The organism is Streptomyces sp. NPDC041968, assembly GCF_055589025.1.
This window is the reverse complement of sequence record NZ_JBVJCB010000019.1, coordinates 67526-87026: the sequence shown is the minus strand read 5'-3', so window position 1 is coordinate 87026 and position 19501 is coordinate 67526. Positions and strand designations below refer to the sequence as shown.

At 73.6% G+C, this 19501-nt stretch carries 20 protein-coding genes; 13 read left to right on the top strand and 7 right to left on the bottom strand.

All coding sequences use genetic code 11. The features are described 5' to 3' along the window. The first annotated feature begins 21 nt into the window (after positions 1-21). Together ACZ6EG_RS33150 and ACZ6EG_RS33145 are read left to right on the top strand one after the other, a co-directional pair. Positions 22-1026 carry an EamA family transporter gene (locus ACZ6EG_RS33150; RefSeq protein WP_391969464.1) on the top strand — a complete coding sequence of 335 codons (1005 nt, stop codon included), beginning with the start codon at positions 22-24 and terminating at the stop codon, positions 1024-1026. Positions 1027-1214: 188 nt separating this feature from the next. Further along, on the top strand, positions 1215-2177 hold the full coding sequence (locus ACZ6EG_RS33145; protein ID WP_391969463.1) for a DMT family transporter: 963 nt from the start codon (positions 1215-1217) through the stop codon (positions 2175-2177). 147 nt (positions 2178-2324) lie between these two features. On the opposite strand, the gene ACZ6EG_RS33140 is transcribed toward ACZ6EG_RS33145, so the two are convergent. Then, positions 2325-3011: a pyridoxamine 5'-phosphate oxidase family protein gene (locus ACZ6EG_RS33140; protein ID WP_469610202.1), complete on the bottom strand. Its 687-nt coding sequence runs from the start codon at positions 3009-3011 to the stop codon at positions 2325-2327. 35 nt (positions 3012-3046) lie between these two features. Here ACZ6EG_RS33140 and ACZ6EG_RS33135 point away from each other — a divergent pair, with 35 nt between their 5' ends. Next, on the top strand, positions 3047-4384 hold the full coding sequence (locus ACZ6EG_RS33135) for an aminotransferase class I/II-fold pyridoxal phosphate-dependent enzyme (RefSeq protein ID WP_469610199.1): 1338 nt from the start codon (positions 3047-3049) through the stop codon (positions 4382-4384). Positions 4385-4527: 143 nt separating this feature from the next. Here ACZ6EG_RS33135 and ACZ6EG_RS33130 read toward each other — a convergent pair whose 3' ends face one another. After that, positions 4528-5499: a DMT family transporter gene (locus ACZ6EG_RS33130; protein WP_391969460.1), complete on the bottom strand. Its 972-nt coding sequence runs from the start codon at positions 5497-5499 to the stop codon at positions 4528-4530. A 75-nt stretch (positions 5500-5574) separates the two neighbouring features. Between ACZ6EG_RS33130 and ACZ6EG_RS33125 the strand changes: the two genes are divergently transcribed. Continuing rightward, positions 5575-6477 (top strand): LysR family transcriptional regulator, encoded by a 903-nt coding sequence (locus tag ACZ6EG_RS33125; RefSeq protein ID WP_391969459.1) that lies wholly within the window; start codon positions 5575-5577, stop codon positions 6475-6477. A gap of 35 nt (positions 6478-6512) precedes the next feature. Here ACZ6EG_RS33125 and ACZ6EG_RS33120 read toward each other — a convergent pair whose 3' ends face one another. Together ACZ6EG_RS33120 and ACZ6EG_RS33115 are read right to left on the bottom strand one after the other, a co-directional pair. Beyond that, entirely contained in the window at positions 6513-6980 is a 468-nt protein-coding gene (locus ACZ6EG_RS33120) for a pyridoxamine 5'-phosphate oxidase family protein (protein WP_391969458.1), read from the bottom strand. After that, positions 6977-7471, bottom strand: coding sequence for a Rieske (2Fe-2S) protein (locus ACZ6EG_RS33115; RefSeq protein WP_469610194.1), 495 nt, complete (start codon positions 7469-7471; stop codon positions 6977-6979). The genes ACZ6EG_RS33120 and ACZ6EG_RS33115 overlap by 4 nt, the downstream gene beginning before the upstream one ends. Positions 7472-7662: 191 nt before the next feature. Between ACZ6EG_RS33115 and ACZ6EG_RS33110 the strand changes: the two genes are divergently transcribed. Then, positions 7663-8424, top strand: a complete 762-nt coding sequence (locus tag ACZ6EG_RS33110; RefSeq protein ID WP_391969456.1) for a HipA family kinase — start codon at positions 7663-7665, stop codon at positions 8422-8424. Further along, a complete protein-coding gene (locus ACZ6EG_RS33105; RefSeq protein WP_383637393.1) occupies positions 8421-8804 on the top strand; it encodes a DUF3037 domain-containing protein in 384 nt (127 codons plus the stop codon). The genes ACZ6EG_RS33110 and ACZ6EG_RS33105 overlap by 4 nt, the downstream gene beginning before the upstream one ends. Positions 8805-8832: 28 nt before the next feature. Here ACZ6EG_RS33105 and ACZ6EG_RS33100 read toward each other — a convergent pair whose 3' ends face one another. Then, complete coding sequence (locus tag ACZ6EG_RS33100; protein WP_391969455.1) at positions 8833-9618, bottom strand: hypothetical protein; 786 nt, start codon at positions 9616-9618, stop codon at positions 8833-8835. A gap of 271 nt (positions 9619-9889) precedes the next feature. Here ACZ6EG_RS33100 and fabG point away from each other — a divergent pair, with 271 nt between their 5' ends. From fabG to ACZ6EG_RS33075, 5 genes are all read left to right on the top strand, one after another. Then, complete coding sequence (fabG, locus tag ACZ6EG_RS33095) at positions 9890-10651, top strand: 3-oxoacyl-ACP reductase FabG (protein ID WP_391969454.1); 762 nt, start codon at positions 9890-9892, stop codon at positions 10649-10651. Between the two features lie 36 nt (positions 10652-10687). Next, positions 10688-11449 carry an SDR family oxidoreductase gene (locus ACZ6EG_RS33090; protein WP_053127785.1) on the top strand — a complete coding sequence of 254 codons (762 nt, stop codon included), beginning with the start codon at positions 10688-10690 and terminating at the stop codon, positions 11447-11449. 208 nt (positions 11450-11657) lie between these two features. Next, positions 11658-13244 carry an ABC transporter substrate-binding protein gene (locus ACZ6EG_RS33085; RefSeq protein WP_469610187.1) on the top strand — a complete coding sequence of 529 codons (1587 nt, stop codon included), beginning with the start codon at positions 11658-11660 and terminating at the stop codon, positions 13242-13244. Between the two features lie 84 nt (positions 13245-13328). Then, entirely contained in the window at positions 13329-14012 is a 684-nt protein-coding gene (ung, locus tag ACZ6EG_RS33080) for a uracil-DNA glycosylase (RefSeq protein ID WP_366767574.1), read from the top strand. A gap of 131 nt (positions 14013-14143) precedes the next feature. Then, positions 14144-14686, top strand: a complete 543-nt coding sequence (locus ACZ6EG_RS33075) for a hypothetical protein (protein ID WP_391969452.1) — start codon at positions 14144-14146, stop codon at positions 14684-14686. Between the two features lie 682 nt (positions 14687-15368). Here ACZ6EG_RS33075 and ACZ6EG_RS33070 read toward each other — a convergent pair. Then, positions 15369-15881: a DinB family protein gene (locus tag ACZ6EG_RS33070; RefSeq protein ID WP_391969451.1), complete on the bottom strand. Its 513-nt coding sequence runs from the start codon at positions 15879-15881 to the stop codon at positions 15369-15371. A gap of 244 nt (positions 15882-16125) precedes the next feature. On the opposite strand from ACZ6EG_RS33070, the gene ACZ6EG_RS33065 reads away from it, so the two are divergent. Beyond that, positions 16126-17031, top strand: coding sequence for a Gfo/Idh/MocA family protein (locus tag ACZ6EG_RS33065; protein ID WP_391969450.1), 906 nt, complete (start codon positions 16126-16128; stop codon positions 17029-17031). Here the strand turns inward: ACZ6EG_RS33065 and lnt are convergent. Beyond that, entirely contained in the window at positions 16955-18529 is a 1575-nt protein-coding gene (gene lnt, locus ACZ6EG_RS33060) for an apolipoprotein N-acyltransferase (RefSeq protein ID WP_391969449.1), read from the bottom strand. The two genes, ACZ6EG_RS33065 and lnt, sit on opposite strands and share 77 nt — an antisense overlap. A gap of 182 nt (positions 18530-18711) precedes the next feature. On the opposite strand from lnt, the gene ACZ6EG_RS33055 reads away from it, so the two are divergent. Beyond that, positions 18712-19461 (top strand): SDR family NAD(P)-dependent oxidoreductase, encoded by a 750-nt coding sequence (locus tag ACZ6EG_RS33055; protein WP_391969448.1) that lies wholly within the window; start codon positions 18712-18714, stop codon positions 19459-19461. The last annotated feature ends 40 nt before the right edge of the window (positions 19462-19501 follow it).

Here is a 19501-nt window from a genome sequence, read left to right as displayed (position 1 = left end):
CATGTCGTCCCCTGTCATCATGTGCCGGTGCATACGACAGACAGCGCTCACGGCAGCCGCTCAAGAGGCACCGGGCTCGCTCTCGCCCTCGCCTCCGCGGTCGCCTTCGGAGGGTCCGGGGTCGCGGCCAAGCCGCTGATCGAGGCGGGACTCGACCCGCTCCACGTGGTCTGGCTGCGGGTGGCCGGCGCCGCCCTGGTGATGCTGCCGCTCGCCGTGCGCCACCGTGCGCTGCTGCGCAGCCGTCCCGGCCTGCTCGCCGGATTCGGGCTGCTCGCCGTGGCCGGTGTCCAGGCCTGCTACTTCGCCGCCATCTCCCGTATCCCCGTGGGCGTCGCACTGCTCGTCGAGTACCTGGCGCCCGCCCTGGTGCTCGGCTGGGTGCGGTTCGTGCAGCGGCGGCCGGTGACACGGGCCGCGGCGCTCGGCGTGGTCCTCGCGGTCGGTGGCCTCGCCTGCGTGGTGGAGGTCTGGTCGGGGCTCCGCTTCGACGCCCTCGGACTGCTCCTCGCGCTCGGCGCCGCCTGCTGCCAGGTCGGCTACTTCGTCCTGTCCGACCAGGGCAGCGACGCCGGTGAGGAGGCCCCCGACCCGCTCGGTGTCATCGCCTACGGCCTGCTCGTCGGGGCCGCGGTGCTCACCGTCGTCGCCCGCCCCTGGAGCATGGACTGGTCCCTGCTCGCGGACACCGCGCCCATGAACGGCACCCCCGTCGCCGCCGCGCTGCTGCTGGCCTGGATCGTGTTCATCGCCACGGTCCTCGCCTACGTCACCGGCGTCGTCGCCGTCCGCCGTCTCTCGCCCCAGGTCGCCGGCGTGGTGGCGTGCCTCGAAGCGGTCGTCGCGACCGTCCTGGCCTGGGTCCTGCTCGGCGAGCACCTCTCCGCCCCGCAGATCGTCGGCGGTGCCGTGGTCCTCGTGGGTGCCTTCATCGCCCAGTCGTCGACGCCCGCGAAGGGCTCCCCCGAGCCACTGGCCGGGGGCGGCCCCGAAAGGGAGTTGTCCGGCCGGGGAACCGCGGCCTAGGGTGCTGATCATGCATTCCGACGCACTCGTCCTCCCGCCTCCGGCCGCCTGAGGCGGGCCCCCTCGACCAGCCCGGCGCGCTGTCGCCGGGCCGCAGGACGCTGCCCGCAGACGCAGTCCCCGCGCCCCCGGTCCTTCCGGGGCCGCTTCGAACTCCCGCGCCTCGTGCGCGTCTGCGGAGAGAACTCGTGTCGAATGCCTTCACCGGCCTGCCCGTCGGGCGTGGCCTGCTGTATCTGATCGTCGCCGGTGTCGCCTGGGGCACCGCCGGGGCCGCCGCCTCGCTGGTCTACCGGGCCAGCGACATGGGGCCCGTCGCCCTGTCGTTCTGGCGCTGCGCCATCGGACTGGTGCTGCTGCTCGCGGTCCGTCCGCTGACCTCCCGCCGTCCGCGTGGCGGGGTCCGAGCGGTCCGCGAACCCCTCGCCCGCAGGGCGCCGCGAGCCCTCGTCACCGGCCTGGGCCTCGCGGTGTTCCAGACCGCCTACTTCGCCGCGGTGCAGTCCACCGGCCTCGCCGTGGCCACGGTCGTGACCCTGGGCGCCGGCCCGGTGCTGATCGCGCTCGGCGCACGCCTCGCCCTCGGGGAGCGCCTGGGGTGGGGCGGAACCACCGCCGTGCTCGGGGCGCTCGCCGGGCTCGGGGTGCTCGTCCTCGGCGGCGGCGCCGCGAGCGTGCGCCTGTCGGGGGTGCTCCTCGCCCTGCTGTCCGCGGCCGGGTACTCGCTGATGACCCTGCTCACCCGCTGGTGGGGCCGCGACGGCGGGACGGACGCCGGGAGCACGTCCGTCGGGGCGTTCGCCGTCACCAGTGCCTGCCTGCTGCCGCTCGCCCTGGCCGAGGGGCTGGTGCCGCACACCGCCGAACCGGCCCGGCTCCTGTGGCTCCTGGTGTACGTCGCGGCCGTTCCGACCGCTCTCGCCTACGGGCTCTACTTCGCCGGAGCCGCCGTCGTCCGGTCCGCGACCGTCTCCGTGATCATGCTCCTCGAGCCGGTCAGCGCGGCAGGGCTCGCCGTCCTCGTGCTGGGCGAGCATCTCACCGCGGCGACGCTGGCGGGCACGCTGTTGATGCTCGTCTCGGTCGCCGGGCTCGCGGTGGCGGAGGCGAGGGAGGCGAGGGAGACGCGGACGCGGCCGGCGCCGGTGTGACCGGGAGGTCGATGGGGTGGTTGCGGGGCCTCTCGTGGAGAGGCCCCCGGCCCGGTGACGGCCCGGTGACGGGCCGGTGCGGCGTCCGGACGGTCACCGCCGCCACCCCGGCGGCCTATCCCGGCGTGTACCGGGAGCGGACCGGCGTCACAGGGCCGACAGGTAGCCGGGCAGCACGGTGCCGCGAGCCAGGCCCGGATCGGCGACCGGGGCGTCGTAGCCCTTGCGGAGCGGGAGCAGACCGGCCCAGTGGGGGAGGGCGAGGTCCTCGGCTTCGTCGTTCACACCGCCGGTGCGCAGCTTGGCGGAGACCTCGTCCAGGTCCAGGCGGATCACGGCGGTGGCGGCCAGCTCCTTCTTGTCGGCCGGCCGGGAGTCGGCGGAGCGGCCGGGGACGACGTGGTCGACCAGCGCGTCCAGCGCCGTGCGCTTCTCCTGGGGGTCCGTCACGTCGTACGCGGTTCCGTGCACGACGACCGACCGGTAGTTGATCGAGTGATGGAAGGCCGAGCGGGCCAGCACCAGCGCGTCCACGTGCGTCACCGTCAGGCACACGGACAGGCCCGGGTCGGCCGCGCCCGTCATCCGCAGCGGCCGGGAGCCCGTCGAGCCGTGCACGTAGAGGCGCTCGCCCACCCGGGCGTAGAGCGTCGGGAGGACCACCGGGGCGCCGTCGCGGACGAAGCCGAGATGGCACACGTAGCCCTCGTCGAGTATCGAGTGCGCCAGTTCCTTGTCGTAGGACGCCCGGTCGGCGGAGCGGGTGGGGACGGTGCGGTCGGTGGGCGGGTAGGTGGTGCCGGGCTGCGACGGCGTCCGTGTGGTCCCCTGCATGGCGCTCTCCATTGTACTAGTGCATAATCTGCTTTGTGCTAGGAGAGTATCGGGTCACGGGCCGGGGCGCAGCGGAGATTTCGGCGAGCATCGAGCGCGCGGTGGGCGCCGGTGAGTTGGAGCCGGGGCAACCGCTGCCGCCGATGCGGGAGTTGGCGCAGCAGTTGGGGGTGAACCCGAACACGGTCGCCGCCGCCTACCGCACCCTGCGCGAACGCGGGGTCATCGAGACGTCCGGGCGGCGGGGCAGCAGGGTGCGCGCGACCCCCGCCACCACCGGGCGCGAGTTCATCCGGGTGGAGGTGCCGGAGGGTGCGCGCGACGTGTCCGACGGCAATCCCGACCCGGCCCTGCTGCCGGCCCTGGGCCCGGCGTTCGCCGCCGCGGCCGAGCAGGGTGACCGGGAGCCGGTGCTGTACGGGGATGCGGCCGTGGAGCCCGAACTGCTGCGCATCGCCCGGGCCGAACTGGACGCGGACGGGGTGCCGGACGGGCCCGTGGCCGTCACCTCCGGCTCGCTGGACGCCATGGAGCGCGTGCTCGCGACCCACCTCAGGGCGGGTGACGCGGTCGCCGTCGAGGATCCCGGCTGGGGCAGCCTCCTCGACCTCGTCCCCGCGCTCGGCCTGCGCGCGGTCGCCGTCGGCGTCGACGACGAGGGGCCGCTGCCCGACGACGTACGCCGGGTCCTCGCGGCCGGCGCCCGGGCCCTGGTCGTCACCGACCGGGCGCAGAACCCGACGGGTGCCGCGGTGAGCGCCGCGCGGGCGCGTGCGCTCAGGGCCGTGCTGAGCGAGTACCCCCGGACGCTGCTGATCGAGGACGACCACGGTCACCGCATCGTCGACCTGCCCCTGCACGCCCTCGCCGGTACGACCCACCACTGGGCCTTCGTCCGCTCGGCCGCCAAGGCCTACGGCCCCGACCTGCGGCTCGCCGTGCTGACGGGGGACGCCGTCACCCTCGACCGGGTGCGCGGGCGGCAGCGGCTGGGCCCCGGCTGGGTCAGCCGCATCACCCAGCGGGCCGTGGCCCGGTTGTGGGCGGACGGCTCGGTGGACCCGCGCGCGGTGGCGGCGGCGTACGGGCGGCGCCGGGAAGCCCTGCTCGCCGCGCTCGCGGAACGCGGGGTCGCCGCGTACGGGCGCAGTGGCATGAACGTGTGGGTTCCCGTGCCGGACGAGACCGGGGCCGTCGCCCGGCTGCTGCACGCCGGCTGGGCGGTGGCGCCCGGCGCCCGCTTCCGGCTGACCGCACCGCCGGGGGTCCGGATCACCGTCTCGACGCTGACCGACGGCGACATCGGGCCGCTGGCGGACGTGGTCGCGGAGGCGGTGAGGGCGCGGACGGGGCGGCTCCGGAGCCACGTGTGAGCTGCGCTCGCCGGCGAGCCGGGCCGGGACGGGGACGGGGACCGGCGCGGGTCTCGCGGGGCGTGGCCGGTCGTGCGGGGCGGCTGGATCGAGGGCGTTCGTAGCGCGGCTGGTCGTGCGGGCCGCCGGAAGCCGCCGCCCGCCTACGTCGGGGTCTTCTCGCGCTCCGGCCTGCGGAGGGCCCGGCGCGCCGGGCCCTCCGTGGAGGTCCTGGGCCGCGACTGGGTGAGGGCCGCGCCCGCGAGGACGATCACCGCGCCGAGCGGCGTCGACCAGGACAGGGACTCGCCGAGGAGGGTGACGCCCGCGGCGGTGGCGATGACCGGGGTGAAGTACGTGACCATCTGGGCCGTCGTCGGTCCGACCTCGGCGACCAGGTCGTACTGGATCAGGAAGGCGAGCCCCGTCCCGAGGATGCCCAGCGCCGCGACCGACAGCAGCGGAAGCACCGGGAAGCTGCTCGGCACCGACGTGAACAGCGGTGTCACGGCGGCCAGTTGCACCGTGGCCAACGACAGCTGGGCGCCGGCCAGGGAGAGGTGGGAGTGGCTGGAGCCGGCCAGCGTGCGACGGACGTAGATCCAGCCGACCGGATAGCTGAGCGAGGCCAGCAGTGCCAGGGCCGTGCCCGTGACGTCCAGGCCCTGGAAGCCCTGCCAGACACCCAGCACCGTCAGGACGCCGAGGAAACCGATCCCGAGGCCGGCCACCCGCCGCCGGGTCGGACGGTCCTCGGAGAGGGCGACCAGCGACAGGGCCATGCCCCACAGCGGCGAGGTCGCGTTGCAGATGCCGGCGAGCGAGGAGGGGATCGTCAGCTCCGCGAAGGCGAACAAGGAGAACGGCAGCGCGTTGAGCAGGAACCCCGCGACCGCCAGATGCGCCCAGGTCAACGCCCCGCGCGGCAGCCGCTCCCGCTTCACGGCCATCGCCGCGACGACCACCGCCGTGCCGAACACCAACCGCCCCAGCGTGACCTGGAACGGGGCGAAGGCCTCGGTCCCCACCTTGATGAAGAGGAAGCTGAAGCCCCAGACCAGGGAGAGCAGGCCGAAGCGCAGCCGCCAGTCGACGGCGCGGCGGACTGCGGGGGAGGGCGTGACCGGGGTACTCATGCGGACCACGATGGCGCACCCCGTCTTCGTAGCACAATCGAGATTTCGCGCGGAGTACCTCGTAGTATTGCTTACATGTTGAACCTGGAGCGCCTGCGCACCCTCGACGCCCTGGCGCGGCACGGCTCGGTCAGCGGTGCCGCCGCGGGCCTGCACATCACCACCTCCGCCGTCTCCCAGCAGATGGCCAAACTGGAGCGCGAGGCCGGGCAGCGCCTGCTCGCCAAGAACGGCCGGGGCGTGCGGCTCACGGACGCCGGGCGGCTGCTCGCCGAGCACGCGGCCCGCATCCTCTCCCAGGTCGAGCTGGCCCAGGCCGACCTGGAGGCGCAGCGCGGCCAGGTGGCGGGCGAACTGAGGCTCTCGGCGTTTCCCACGGCCGCCCGCGGCCTCTTCCCGGCGGCGCTGTCCGCCCTGCGCGCCGAGCACCCCGCCCTGCGCATCCGCTCCTGCGAGCTGGAGCCCGAGCGCGGCATCGCGGGCGTGGTGCGCGGGGACCTCGACCTGGCCGTCGTACTCGACTGGTACAACAAGCCGATGCCGCTGCCCGACGGGCTGGTCAAGGCGCAGCTCCTGGACGATCCCGCCGACGTGGCCATGCCGGCCGGGCATCGGCTGGCGGGCCGGGACGAGGTGGACCTCGCCGAGTTCGCGGACGACGAGTGGATCACCTGGGGAGAGGGCGAATTCTGCCACGAGTGGCTGATGTTCACCCTGCGCTCGAAGGGCATCGAGCCGGTCGTCGGTCACCGCGCGGCCGAGACCCACACCCAGCTCGGGCTGGTCGCCGCGGGACTCGGTGTGTGCATCGCCCCGCTGCTCGGACGCCATCCGGTGCCGGCCGGGGTGGTCACCGCGCCGCTGCGGCAACGGGTGCGCCGGCACGTGTACGTCGTCTGGCGCGCGGACGCCGACCGCCGCCCGTCGATCCGGGCGGCGGTGGAGGCGTTGCGGGCGACGGCGGGAGGGCTCCGCTGACGGTCGGCGTGCGGCTCGCGCGCCGGGCCTACCGCCTACCGCGCGGCGAGCTTGCGGAAGTCCCAGGAGACGACCTTCTCGGGCGTCAGCCGCAGCCAGGCGTGACGGCCGTCGTGCGGCATCTCGTCCAGCCCGAAGTTCTTGCGGGCGAAAAGCGTCTCCGGGACGTCGAGTTCGGCGCACAGCTCGCCCCCGCGGGGCACCTCACCGACGAACTCCACCCGGCCGGACAGCTCCGCGCCGCGCAACTCGTCGTACGCCTCCCCGGTGTCGATCACGACGGCCACCCGGGGGTCGCGTCGCAGATCCGTCCAGCGCCGACTGCGCACGACCGAGTACCACCACATCGCGGAGCCGTCCCAGGCGAACCAGAGCGTGCTCACGTGCGGGGCGCCGTCGGCCGAGACCGTGGCGACCCGGCAGGTGCGCTGGACGGTGAGGAACGCGTCCAGCTCGCCCGGGGTCATCATGATCTTCCGGCCCCGGCGCTGGGGGACGGTCACCCGGCCAGCCGGATCGAGTCCCCGCTGACCGTGATCTGCACGGCCGGCAGCGGCTCGCGCGCCGGACCGCTCTGCACGCTGCCGTCGGTGATGGAGAAGTTGCTGTTGTGGCAGGGGCAGTTGATGACGCCCTCGGACACGCTCTTCACGGCGCAGCCCTGGTGGGTGCAGGTGGCGGAGAAGGCCTTGAACTCGCCCGCCGCGGGCTGGGTGACCACCACTTTCTGATCGGCGAAGACCTTGCCGCCGCCTTCGGGGATGTCCGCGGTCGCCGCGAGCGCCGCGCCGGCACCGGCGTCGTCGCCGCCCGAACCGCCGCCGTCCGCCGCCTCGGCGGAGGGAGCCGACGGCGCGGCGCCGGTGTCGCTCGACGCGTCGTCGTCGGACCCGCCGCAGGCGGTCAGCGCGACGGCGAGCCCCGCCGCTCCGGCCGCGGCCACGACGGTACGACGAGCCGGTCCGGCTGCGGGGTGGAACGATGCGCTGGTCATGCTGGGTCCCTTCCGGGGTGGATGCGTGATGATCTGCCGAGAGGTACGGGCCCGGTGCACATGCTGTTCAGACCGTGCCGAGATGCTGTCGTCCCGGCGGTCGGACGGGCGTAAACCACAGCTGTCGATCAGCTGTCGACCGGGCCCCGCCCGAGGCCCGTGCCGTCCCACCCCGCCGGTAGCCTGGGGCGATGCTCAAGGAAGTCATCGCGACCCGCTACATCACGCCGTTGCGTGAGGGCGGTTCGCTGCCGGGCCTGGTCGAGGCCGACGACCTCGGGACCTACGTCCTGAAGTTCACCGGCGCGGGACAGGGCCGCAAGACGCTCGTCGCCGAGGTGGTCTGCGGGGAACTCGCCCGGCGGCTGGGCTTCCGGGTGCCCCGCCTGGTGACGGTCGGTCTCGACCCGGTGCTGGGGCTCGGCGAACCCGACCAGCAGGTGCAGGACCTGCTCAAGTCGAGCGGTGGCACCAACCTCGGGATGGGCTTCCTGTCCGGCGCCCTCGGCTTCGACCCGCTCGCCTTCGAGGTGAGCCCGGAAGAGGCCGGGCGGATCGTGTGGTTCGACGCGCTGGTGAACAACGTCGACCGGTCCTGGCGCAACCCCAACCTGCTGAGGTGGCGGGGCGAGGTGTGGCTCGTCGACCACGGCGCCACCATGATCTGGCACCACCACTGGCCCGGCGCCGAGACCTCCGCCGCCCGGCCCTACGACGCCTCGGACCACGCCCTCGCGCGCTTCGCCCCGGACGTACGCGCGGCCGCGGCCGAGCTGGCCCCGCTGGTCACCGAGGAACTCCTCGCCGACGTGACCGCGGAGATCCCGGACGTCTGGCTGTCGGACGAGCCCGGCTTCGCCACGCCCGACGCACTGCGGCGCGCCTACGCACGCCCCCTGCTCGACCGGGCCGCCACCGTCCACGAGCGCGTACAGGTGGAGGGGCACCGATGAGCGACCGTCACGTCTTCGAGTACGCGCTGCTGCGCGTCGTCCCCCGGATCGAGCGCGGGGAGTGCGTCAACGCCGGGGTGCTCGTGTACTGCCGGGCCCGTTCCTACGTCGGGGCCCGCACCCACCTCGACGAGGCCCGGCTGCTGGCCCTCGACCCGCACGTGGACCTGCCCGGCGTGCGGGCGGCGCTGCGTGCCGTCGAGAGCCTGTGCACCGGCGGGGACGCGGCGGGCCAGGCGGCCGGTGACGATCCCGGCCGCCGTTTCCGCTGGCTGATCGCTCCCCGCTCCACGATCGTGCAACCGGGCCCCGTCCACACCGGCCTCACGGCCGACCCGGCGGCCGAGACGGAACGGCTCCTCGACCTGCTGGTGCGCTAGGCCGGCGTGGGGTCCCGCGGACCCGGGGTCACACCCGTCGGCGGCGCCTGACCACGAAGGCGGTGGCGAGCGCGGCGCTCGCCACACAGCCCAGGCCGATGCCGAGGTCCCAGTCGCTGGGCCCGGTGCCCGACGAGCCGCCCAGCCCGCCCCGGGTGCCGAGCGTCGGTGCCACGGTCGGTGAGGTCGTGGGAGCGGGTACGACGGGGGTCCGCGTCGGGGTGGCCACCGGGGCCGGGGTGGTGGGAGCGGGACGCGGCTTGGAGGTCGCGGAGATCGTCGGGAGCGAGTCCCGCCGCGGGGGCGCCCCGCCGACGGAGCCGCCGGCCTGCCAGGCGGCCCCGTTCCCGCCCTGGTCGGCGTGACCCTGGTCGGTGGGCCCCTGGCCGAGCGGGCCCTCGTCGGGTCGGCCCCCATCGGTTCCGCCCTGGCCCGCGCCCTGGCCGGAGCCCGTTCCGTCGACGCCGCCCTGACCCGGGCGGAACTCGTCGAGCCCGCTCTGGTCGAGGGGGCCTTCGTCGGTCCCGAACCCGTCGAGGCCGCCCTCGGCGAGCGGATCTCCCGAGAGGCCGTCCGGAGCGAGGCCGTCCGGAGCGAGACCGTCCGGGGAGAGCGAGCCCGGGGACAGGGCGTCGGGGGCGAACGGGTCGGGGGCGAACGGGTCGTCACCGGGGACAAGGGCGACGACGGGCGGGTGCGCCCTCAGCTGGGCGGGATTCCAGGAGCTCGGCTCCTGGGCGTGTGCGGGATCGGCCAGCGGCACGATCGCGGCGATCGCGACGGCTATGCCTGCGGCACCGGTACGACGGCGCATGGACGCCTCCTTTCCGGCCACGAGTGGCTCGAGCTCCGACGCTAGGGCGCCGGTGGCGCGGGGGCCCGCAGCGGTGGGCCGAACGGGTGGGCCGGGCACGGCGACCCACCCGGGACCCCGGGTAATGGATCACACCGGTCCGGTGTCCCGTTGACACCGGGTGCCAGGGCTTCTAGCGTCACGTCTGCGGAAGGTACTAAGCGGTCGCTCACCACCGGGCGGCCCGCGGAGCTCCGCATGGGCCGCATCCCCAGGACGAGGAGAAGCAGCAATGTCCACCACTGAGCACCGGGTCGCCGTCGTCACCGGAGCCGCGCGCGGCATCGGTGCCGCCACCGCCGTACGACTGGCCGCGGAGGGCCGCGCCGTCGCCGTCCTCGACCTCGACGAGGCGGCCTGCAAGGCCACCGTGGAGAAGATCACCGCGGCCGGCGGCAAGGCGATCGCGGTCGGCTGCGACGTCTCCGACGAGGCGCAGGTCGAGGCGGCCGTCGCGCGGATCGCCGAGGAACTTGGCGCGCCGACGATCCTCGTCAACAACGCGGGCGTACTGCGCGACAACCTGCTGTTCAAGATGAGCGTCTCCGACTGGGACACCGTCATGAACGTGCACCTGCGCGGCGCCTTCCTGATGTCCAAGGCCTGCCAGAAGCACATGGTGGACGCCGGCTTCGGCCGCATCGTCAACCTGTCCTCGTCCTCGGCGCTCGGCAACCGGGGCCAGGTCAACTACTCCGCCGCCAAGGCCGGTCTGCAGGGCTTCACCAAGACCCTCGCCAAGGAGCTCGGCAAGTTCGGCGTCACCGCCAACTCCGTCGCCCCCGGCTTCATCGCCACCGAGATGACCAAGGCGACCGCCGACCGCGTCGGCATGGGCTTCGACGACTTCAAGGCCGCCGCCGCCACGCAGATCCCGGTGGCGCGCGTCGGCGAGCCCGAGGACATCGCCAACGCCATCGCCTTCTTCACCGGCGAGGCCGCCGGCTTCGTCTCCGGCCAGGTGCTGTACGTGGCCGGCGGACCGCTCGACTAGGGATCGCGGAGACTAGGGAACCTAGGGACCACTGACATGACTGAACTCCCCGGACTCTCCGGCAAGGTCGCGCTCGTCACCGGCGCCAGCCGCGGCATCGGCTACGGCGTCGCCGAGGCGCTCGTCGCGCGCGGCGACCGCGTCTGCATCACCGGACGCAACGAGGAAGCCCTCAAGGAGGCCGTCGACAAGCTCGGCTCCGACCGGGTCATCGGCGTCGCGGGCAAGGCGCACGACGAGGCCCACCAGGCCGTCGCCGTCGAGCGCACGATGGAGGCCTTCGGCCGCGTCGACTTCCTGGTCAACAACGCCGGCACCAACCCGGTGTTCGGGCCGATCGCCGACCTCGACCTGAACGTCGCGCGCAAGGTCTACGAGACCAACGTGATCTCTGCCCTCGGCTTCGCCCAGCGCACGTGGCACGCCTGGCAGAAGGACAACGGCGGCGCGATCGTCAACATCGCCTCGGTGGCGGGCCTGTCGCCCTCGCCCTTCATCGCCGCCTACGGCGTCAGCAAGGCCGCGCTGATCAACCTCACCGCGCAGCTCGCGCACGAGTTCGCGCCCAAGGTGCGGGTCAACGCGATCGCCCCGGCCGTCGTGAAGACCAAGTTCGCCGCCGCCCTGTACGAGGGTCGCGAGGAGGAGGCCGCCGCGGGCTACCCGCTGGGCCGGCTCGGCGTCCCCTCCGACATCGGCGGCGCCGCCGCGTTCCTCACCTCGGCCCAGTCCGACTGGGTCACCGGGCAGACGCTGGTGGTCGACGGGGGCATCTTCCTGAACGCCGGCGTGGCCTGATACCGACGCTCACCGAGCCGCAGGGACACCGACGAGCACGGGCGCCGTCTCCACGGACGGCGCCCGTGTCCGCGTTTCGAGATCACCGGGGCCATGACAACGTAGTCATCGCCAAATGATCAAAACCCCTGTTCAGAAGGGGGTTCAGGGGGCGAGGTGCTGCGGTATGGTCTGCCGACCTTGGTACGGCGGATCGAGGAGCGTGCGCGTGTTCAACCGGAAGCGAGGCCTGCGGCGGGTCGCGGCCATCGTGTCCATATCGTCGCTGGTCACCGGATGCGGCATCCTGTCGTCCGACAGCTCGGACGACGAGGGGCCCATCGTGGTCGGCACGACCAGCGCTCCCAGCACCCTGGATCCGGCCGCCTCCTGGGACGGCTCCTGGGAGCTGTTCCGCAACGTCTACCAGACGCTGCTCAGCTACCCGGGCGGTGCGACCGAGCCCCAGCCCGACGCCGCGGAGAAGTGCGCCTTCACCGACACCTCCAGCCAGGTCTACCGCTGCGAGCTGCGCGAGGGCCTGACCTTCTCCAACGGGGACCGACTGGACGCCCGGGCGGTCAAGCACTCGATCGACCGGATCAAGAAGATCAACGTCAACGGCGGTCCCGCGGGCCTGTTGGGCACCCTCGAACGGGTCCAGGCGCCGAGCGAGCGCGAGGTGGTCTTCCACCTCGGAAAGCCGGACGCGACCTTCCCGTTCGTGCTCGCCACCCCCGCCATGTCGATCGTCGAACCCGGCGGCTACCCGGCCGACGCGCTGCGCGAGGACGGCAAGGTCGTCGGCTCCGGCCCCTACGAGCTGCGGTCGTACACGGACGGCGAGCGTGCCGAACTCGTCCGCAACGACCGCTACGAGGGCTTCGCCGAACGCCACAACGACGCGGTGACCGTGCGCTACTTCAAGGACTCCGCCGGCATGGTCAAGGCGCTGCGCGACGGGGACATCCAGGTCACCTACCGGGGGCTCGCGGCCGACGACGTCATCTCCCTGCAGGGCAAGGCCAGCAAGGACGAGAACCTCCAGCTGGTGGAGGGGAGCGGGACGGAGATCCGCTACCTCGTCTTCAACCCCGAGGACCCCTGGGCCGGCCGGAAGGAAGTGCGCCAGGCCATCGCCCAGGTGATCGACCGCGCGGCCATCGCCCACAAGATCTACCGGGACACCGTCGACCCGCTGTACTCGATGGTCCCCAAGGGCCTCACCGGTCACACCACGGGCTTCTTCGACGACTACGGCGACCCCAGCGTCCCCAAGGCCCGCAAGATCCTCGCCGAGGCCGGCATCACCCGGCGCGTCCCGCTCACCCTCTGGTACACCACCGACCGCTACGGCTCGGAGACGGCGCAGGAGTTCGGCGAGATCAAGCGTCAGCTGGAGGCCTCCGAGCTGTTCGAGGTCACGCTCGAGAACCGGCCGTGGAAGACGTACGTAGCCGGCTACCAGAAGGGGGAGTACCCGGTCTTCGGCCGCGGCTGGTCCCCCGACTTCCCGGACGCGGAGAACTTCATCGCGCCCTTCGTCGGCGAGCAGAACGCGCTGGGCACGCCCTACCTCGCACCGGAGATCACCGGTGAGCTGCTGCCGCGCTCGCGCCGGGAGAGCGACCGCGCCAACGTGGAGAAGGACTTCGAGCGGGCGCAGCAGATCCTGGTGGACGACGCCCGGCTGCTGCCGCTGTGGCAGGGCAAGCAGTACGTGGCGGCAAGTGCGGACATCTCGGGCGCGGAAGGGGCCATGGACCCCTCGACGATCATGATGATGTGGCAGCTGTACCGGAAGACCAGCTGGTAGACGCCGGCAGCGGCTCCCGATGTCAGTGGTCGCCGGTAGATTTTCTGAGGACCGGAAGCGACCGCACAGCGTAAGGAAGTTGACGTGACCGACATCGCCATGCTGCCCGAGTCCTGGCGCGAGGTGCTGGGGGGCGAGCTGCAGCAGCCCTACTTCAAGGAGCTGGTGGAGTTCGTCGAGGAGGAGCGGGCGAACGGCCCCGTCTACCCCCCGCGCGAGGAGGTCTTCGCCGCCCTGGAGGCCACGCCGTACGACCGGGTCAAGGTGCTGGTCCTCGGACAGGACCCGTACCACGGCGAGGGGCAGGGTCACGGCCTGTGCTTCTCGGTCCGGCCGGGCGTCAAGGTGCCGCCCTCCCTGCGGAACATCTACAAGGAGATGCACGCCGAGCTGGACACCCCGATCCCGGACAACGGCTATCTCATGCCCTGGGCCGAGCAGGGCGTCCTGCTGCTCAACGCGGTGCTCACGGTGCGGGCCGGCGAGGCGAACTCGCACAAGGCCCGCGGCTGGGAGCTGTTCACCGACGCGGTGATCAGCGCGGTGGCCGACCGGACCGACCCGGCGGTGTTCGTGCTGTGGGGCAACTACGCGCAGAAGAAGCTGCCGCTCATCGACGAGACGCGGCACGTGGTCGTCAAGGGCGCGCACCCCTCGCCGCTGTCGGCGAAGAAGTTCTTCGGGTCCCGTCCGTTCACGCAGATCAACGAGGCGGTGGCAAAGCAGGGCCACGAGCCGATCGACTGGACCATCCCGAACCTGGGCTGACCCGCCGCTCGGACCGGTCGGGCCGCTCGGACACCGGGCCGCCCGCGCGCGTCACGGGCCGCCTGACCGGCATTTCCGGCAGGTGCGGTTAGCGTCGTCGGGGACAGCCGACGACGGGCACGGAGGACGCGGTGGCCAAGGGACAGGAGCAGACGGCGCCGGACGCCGTGCTGACGCGGATCGGGCAGGTCGTCATGCTGCACCACGCGGGCGACCGCGAGGAGGCCCGGCTCCGCTTCCTCGGTCTGTGGGCCGAGATCGGCGAGCACGGCGACCCGCTCCACCGCTGCACCCTGGCCCACTACCTGGCCGACACGCAGGACGACCCGGGGGACGAACTGGCCTGGGACCTGCGGGCGCTGTCGGCCGCCGAGGAACTCACCCGGGACCGGACCGCCGACCGGAGAGAGGGCGCGCTCGCCGCGCGTGCCCTCTACCCGTCGCTGCACCTGAACCTGGCCGCCGACTACGACCGGCTCGGCCACCGTGAGGCCGCCCACCTGCACCTGAGGCGCGCCCGCGGCGCCGCGCAGTCCCTCGCCCCCGACCGCTACGGGGAGGGAGTGCGCGCGGCCATCGACCGGCTGGAGTCACGGCTGGCCGCGTCCGGCCCCGCCACGGACGGACCCGAGCGTCCCGACGGAGGATGGGGACCTCCGCGGCAGCGCCCCTGACCCGGCCGGACCGGACCGACCCCGCCCGACCGGTCGTACCGGTCGTACCGGTCGTTCTGGCTGTGGTTGGGCTCAGCGTCCGTACGTCTGCTCGCAGATGACCGCCTCCGGGCTGCCGGGCCGCCACCCGCCGTACTTCCTGCCGAGCGAGCACACGTCCGTGTTCCCGCCGGTGTCCACCGCGGGCGACCGGGGGACGGAGGGGACGCCGGCGCGGGGCCGTTCCGGCGGGCGCGCCCGCTTCGGTGCCGCTGGGCGGGCGGGCCGCGGCTGTTGTCCGGCGCCGGCGGCCGGCGGCTGCCGCCGCGGCGGGGCGGCCGGGGACGTCGCGCGACGCGGTGCCCCGGACGCGCGGTCGGGGGCCCGGGAGGGTTCGGTCATCCCCAACGCCTCCCGGGCCGGGGCCTGCACGACGCGCGGCCCGGCCGGGCCGTCCGGGCGTGGCCCGGACGAGCGGGCGCCGTCCGCCGAAGGGCCGGCCGGGGCCGGACCGTGGACCGTCGTACAGCCGGCCAGGGCCGAGACGGCCATGGTCACCAGGAGCGTTGCGGTGGTCGTCGTTCGATGCACCCGCGCCACTCTGGCGGTTGGGGCCCCGGCCGCGGTGCCGGACGAGCGGAGTGTGCCTCGCACGGGTGATCTCAGGCCCCGTACGGAGGCCCGGGGGCCGCCGGGGCTGACGTCACTCCCCGGTGGTGCCGTCGAGGCATTCGCGGATCAGGTCGGCGTGCCCGTTGTGACGGGCGTACTCCTCGATCATGTGGGTGTGGATCCAACGCAGGCTGGGCCGTGCGCCGGTGCGCCGGTGCTTCCCGCGGGACAGGTCGTCGAGGTGGAAGCCCGCCGCGTTGCGCCGGGCGGCCTCGATCTCCGCCTGCCAGCCGGCGTACGCCTCCTGCCAGGTGTCGTCCTCGGTCAGGTGGAACTCACCGTCGGGGTCCTCGTCGGAGTAGTGGAGGGGGCCCGCGTCCTCGTCCGCGAGGACCCGGCGGTACCAGCTCCGCTCCGTCTCCGCCGCGTGCCGCACCAACCCCATGAGGGACAGGTTCGAGGGAGCCACGGCGGCCGTCCTCAGCTGGGCGTCGGTGAGACCTTCGCACTTCAGGGCGAGGGTCTGCCGGTGGTACTCCAGCCAGCCCTCCAGCATGGTGCGTTCGTCGGCGTCGAAGGCGGGTTCCAGGCGATTGGTCGTCATGTCTGCATCCTCGTGCACGCTACGTCGTTCCACGAGGGGTTTTCAGCCGCCGGGCAGGCGGTCCAGAACCTCCGGCGGGTCGGCGCGCACCTCGATGCCGTCCCCGTCCCGCCCTCGCCGCCGCCCGTGCCGGACCGGTCCCCTTGCCGCGGGTCTTCTCCCGGTAGCGCCGCCGGGCGTCCCCCGCGGCCCCCGTATGCTTCCCAGCACACCCAGGTCGGCTAGCGTCAGAGGAGCACATCCCGTGAAGGTCGGCTGCATCGGACTCGGTGACATCGCGCAGAAGGCCTATCTGCCGGTACTCGGCGCTCTGCCCGGGGTCGAGCTGCATGTGCAGACCCGCACCCCCGCGACACTCGCCCGCGTCGCCGACAGCCTCCGCCTCCCGGACGGCCGGCGCCACGGCGACCTCGGTTCACTGATCGCCGAGGGCCTCGACGCGGCCTTCGTGCACGCGCCGACGGCCGTCCACCCCGAGATCGTGACGCGGCTGCTGGAAGCCGGCGTCCCCACCTACGTCGACAAGCCACTCGCCTATGAACTCTCCGACTCCGAGCGCCTGGTGGCCCTCGCCGAGGCACGGGACACCAGCCTCGCCGTCGGATTCAACCGGCGCCACGCCCCCGGCTACGCCCAGTGCGCCGAGCACCCGCGCGAGCTGATCCTCATGCAGAAGAACCGCACGGGGCTGCCCGAGGAACCGCGCACGATGATCCTCGACGACTTCATCCACGTCGTCGACACCCTGCGCTTCCTGGTGCCCGGCCCGGTCGACGACGTGACCGTGCGCGCCCGCGTCGAGAACGGCCTGCTCCACCACGTCGTGCTCCAGCTCGCCGGGGACGGTTTCACCGCGCTCGGCGTCATGAACCGGCTGAGTGGATCGGCGGAGGAGATCCTGGAGGTCTCCGGCCAGGACACCAAGCGCCAGGTGGTCAACCTCGCCGAGGTCATCGACCACAAGGGCCAGCCGACCGTGCGGCGGCGCGGCGACTGGGTCCCGGTGGCCCGCCAGCGCGGGATCGAACAGGCGGTGCTCACCTTCCTCGACGCCGTGCGGGCGGGCAAGGTGCTCAGCGCCCGGGACGCGCTGGAGACCCATGAGCTGTGTGAGCGGGTGGTACGGGCGGTGCGGGAGCGTTCCGCCTGAGCCGCACCGCCCGTACGCCCTCGGCGGCGGCCCAGGCCGCCAGGATGAGCAGCGCCGCGTGCTGGGTCCAGTCGCCGAAGCGGACGTAGGGCGTGCTGCCGTGCGTGAGCGGCACCTCGTAGACGCGCGAGGCGCTCGCGCCGGTGCCGAGCCACGAGCCGATCCGGGTGCCGTTCGCGTCGTAGACGGCGGAGACCCCGGTCAGGGTCGCGTGCACCATCGGCCGGCCGGTCTCGGCGGCGCGCAGCGCGGCCAGCGAGGCGTGCTGCTCGGGCGCCCAGGTCTGCTGGAACGTGGACGTGGACGACTGGGCGAGCAGCACCTCGGCCCCGTCGGCGGCCAGTCGGCGGCTCATGTCCGGGAACGCGCTCTCGAAGCACACCATCGGCCCGATCCGCAGCCCGCCCCCGACGCTCATGACGGTCTGCTCGGTGCCCCGTCTGCGGTCCTCGCCCGCCGCCTCGCCCACGGAGGTGGCCCAGCCGAGCAGAGAGCGGGCCGGGACGTACTCCCCGAACGGGACCAGCCGCATCTTGTCGTACCGGTCGCCGGTCGGGCCGTCGGGACCGACGAGCACCGAACTCTTGTAGATGCCCGGCTTGTCGGAGCGGCGGGCGTCCACGTTGACCAGGATGTCCGCACCGGTCTCCCGGGACAGCGCGGCGAGCCGCCGCGCCAGGTCGCGCCGGTCGTCCAGGTCGAAGCCGACGCTGCTCTCGCCCCAGACGACGAGGTCGAGGTCCCGCCCGGTCAGGCCGCGGGTGAGCTGCTCCTCGCGGTCGAAGCGCCGGTCGGCGCTGTCCGCCCCGGCGACGACACCGGGCTGCACCACGGCGATCGCGGCCCGCTCGTCGGTGTCGGGACGCGGTGACCAGACCCAGGCCGCGGAGGTGGCGGCGGCGGTGGCGAGGAGGCCGGCGAGGGCGGGGGTCCGGGCCCGGCGGACGGCGACGAGCACGGCGAGCGCGACGTTGACGGACACCACCAGGAAGCTCAGCAGCCACACCCCGCCCACCGAGGCGAGCCGCAGAGCCGGCGCCACCTGCCACTGACTCGCGCCGAGCACGCCCCAGGGGCCGCCTAGCCCCTCCCAGGAACGGACCAGCTCCACCGCCAGCCACCCCGAGGGCAGCACCACCAGCGCCGCCCCGGCCCGGCGGAGCGAGGGCGCCCCGCCCAGCATGCGGCGCACGAGCCAGCCCCACGGTGCCCAGAGTGCGCCCAGGAGCGCGGCGATGACGAAGGTGAACACGTGCAGGTTGGGCAGCAGCCAGTGGTGCATGGCCAGCATGAACCCGAAGCCGCCGCACCAGCCGTCGTACGCGGCCCGCCTCCCGCCCGGCGCGGTCCGGGCCAGCAGCAGCCAGGGCACCAGGGCGACCCAGGCCCACCACCACAGCGCGGGCCCCGGAAAGGCCAGTACGGGCAGGGCGCCGGCGAGCACGGCGGTGCCCGAGCGCCGCCACGGAGAGGCCGTCCAGTGGTCGAGCGTCTTCATAGGCGCCTCCCTACCCCGTGGTCCTTTCAGTGTGCGCTCTCGACGAGGGCGGATTGCAGTTGATCACATGGGGTGACCGCTTCCGGGGAAGCGGGGCCTCCCTTAGGATGATCGATGATCGATCAAAGAGGGTGGCGGTCCGTGGTCGGGACAGGTCATCCGATCCTCTGCGGGAGGTACTCATGGAGCGTACGGAGCGTCCCGTCACGGTGGTCACCGGCGGAAGCCGGGGGATCGGCGCGGCCACCTGTCTGCGTCTCGCGGCGGACGGGCACGACCTCGTGGTGGGCTACGCGCGGGATTCGGCCGCCGCGGAGGCGGTCCTGACCGGGGTGCGCGAGGCGGGCGGACGGGGCGTCGCCGTGCGGGCGGACACCTCGGTCGAGGCCGACGTCGAGCGGCTCTTCGAGGTGGCCGAGGACCGGCTCGGGCCGGTGACGGGGCTCGTGAACAACGCGGCGGTGACCGGTCCGCTCGGGCGCCTGGCGGACAGCGACACCGCGAACCTGCGCCGCGTCCTCGACGTCAATCTGCTCGGCGTGCTGCTGTGCGCCCGGCGGGCGGCCCAGCTGATGTCCGCGCGGGGGAGCGGGGTGATCGTGAACGTGTCCTCGGGCGCGGCGACCATCGGCAGCCCCGGCGAGTACGTCCACTACGCGGCCACGAAGGCGGGCGTCGACGCCCTGACCCTGGGCCTGGCCAAGGAGCTGGGCCCGGACGGTGTCCGCGTCAACGCCGTCGCGCCGGGGGTCGTCGACACCGGGATGCACGCCGCGATGGGCGACCCGGAGCGTGCCGGGCGGATGGGAGCGGCCGTACCGCTGGGCCGCGCGGGGCGGGCCGAGGAGATCGCCGCGGCGATCTCCTGGCTGATGTCGGCGGACGCGTCGTACACGACGGGGACGGTGGTGCGGGTCGCCGGCGGACGCTGACGCCGGGCCCGGGGGAGGAGGGGCTCAGGTCTCCGGGTGC

Excerpts from the sequence above, each read along its gene's own strand:
- ACZ6EG_RS33070 (WP_391969451.1), bottom strand. The coding sequence starts at position 15,881 with ATGACGACCAATCGCCTGGAACCCGCCTTCGACGCCGACGAACGCACC.
- ACZ6EG_RS33105 (WP_383637393.1), top strand. The coding sequence starts at position 8,421 with ATGAGCGACCGTCACGTCTTCGAGTACGCGCTGCTGCGCGTCGTCCCC.
- ACZ6EG_RS33115 (WP_469610194.1), bottom strand. The coding sequence starts at position 7,471 with ATGACCAGCGCATCGTTCCACCCCGCAGCCGGACCGGCTCGTCGTACC.
- ACZ6EG_RS33100 (WP_391969455.1), bottom strand. The coding sequence starts at position 9,618 with ATGCGCCGTCGTACCGGTGCCGCAGGCATAGCCGTCGCGATCGCCGCG.
- ACZ6EG_RS33055 (WP_391969448.1), top strand. The coding sequence starts at position 18,712 with ATGGAGCGTACGGAGCGTCCCGTCACGGTGGTCACCGGCGGAAGCCGG.
- ACZ6EG_RS33130 (WP_391969460.1), bottom strand. The coding sequence starts at position 5,499 with ATGAGTACCCCGGTCACGCCCTCCCCCGCAGTCCGCCGCGCCGTCGAC.
- ACZ6EG_RS33140 (WP_469610202.1), bottom strand. The coding sequence starts at position 3,011 with ATGCAGGGGACCACACGGACGCCGTCGCAGCCCGGCACCACCTACCCG.
- ACZ6EG_RS33110 (WP_391969456.1), top strand. The coding sequence starts at position 7,663 with ATGCTCAAGGAAGTCATCGCGACCCGCTACATCACGCCGTTGCGTGAG.
- ACZ6EG_RS33090 (WP_053127785.1), top strand. The coding sequence starts at position 10,688 with ATGACTGAACTCCCCGGACTCTCCGGCAAGGTCGCGCTCGTCACCGGC.
- ACZ6EG_RS33125 (WP_391969459.1), top strand. The coding sequence starts at position 5,575 with ATGTTGAACCTGGAGCGCCTGCGCACCCTCGACGCCCTGGCGCGGCAC.
- fabG (WP_391969454.1), top strand. The coding sequence starts at position 9,890 with ATGTCCACCACTGAGCACCGGGTCGCCGTCGTCACCGGAGCCGCGCGC.
- lnt (WP_391969449.1), bottom strand. The coding sequence starts at position 18,529 with ATGAAGACGCTCGACCACTGGACGGCCTCTCCGTGGCGGCGCTCGGGC.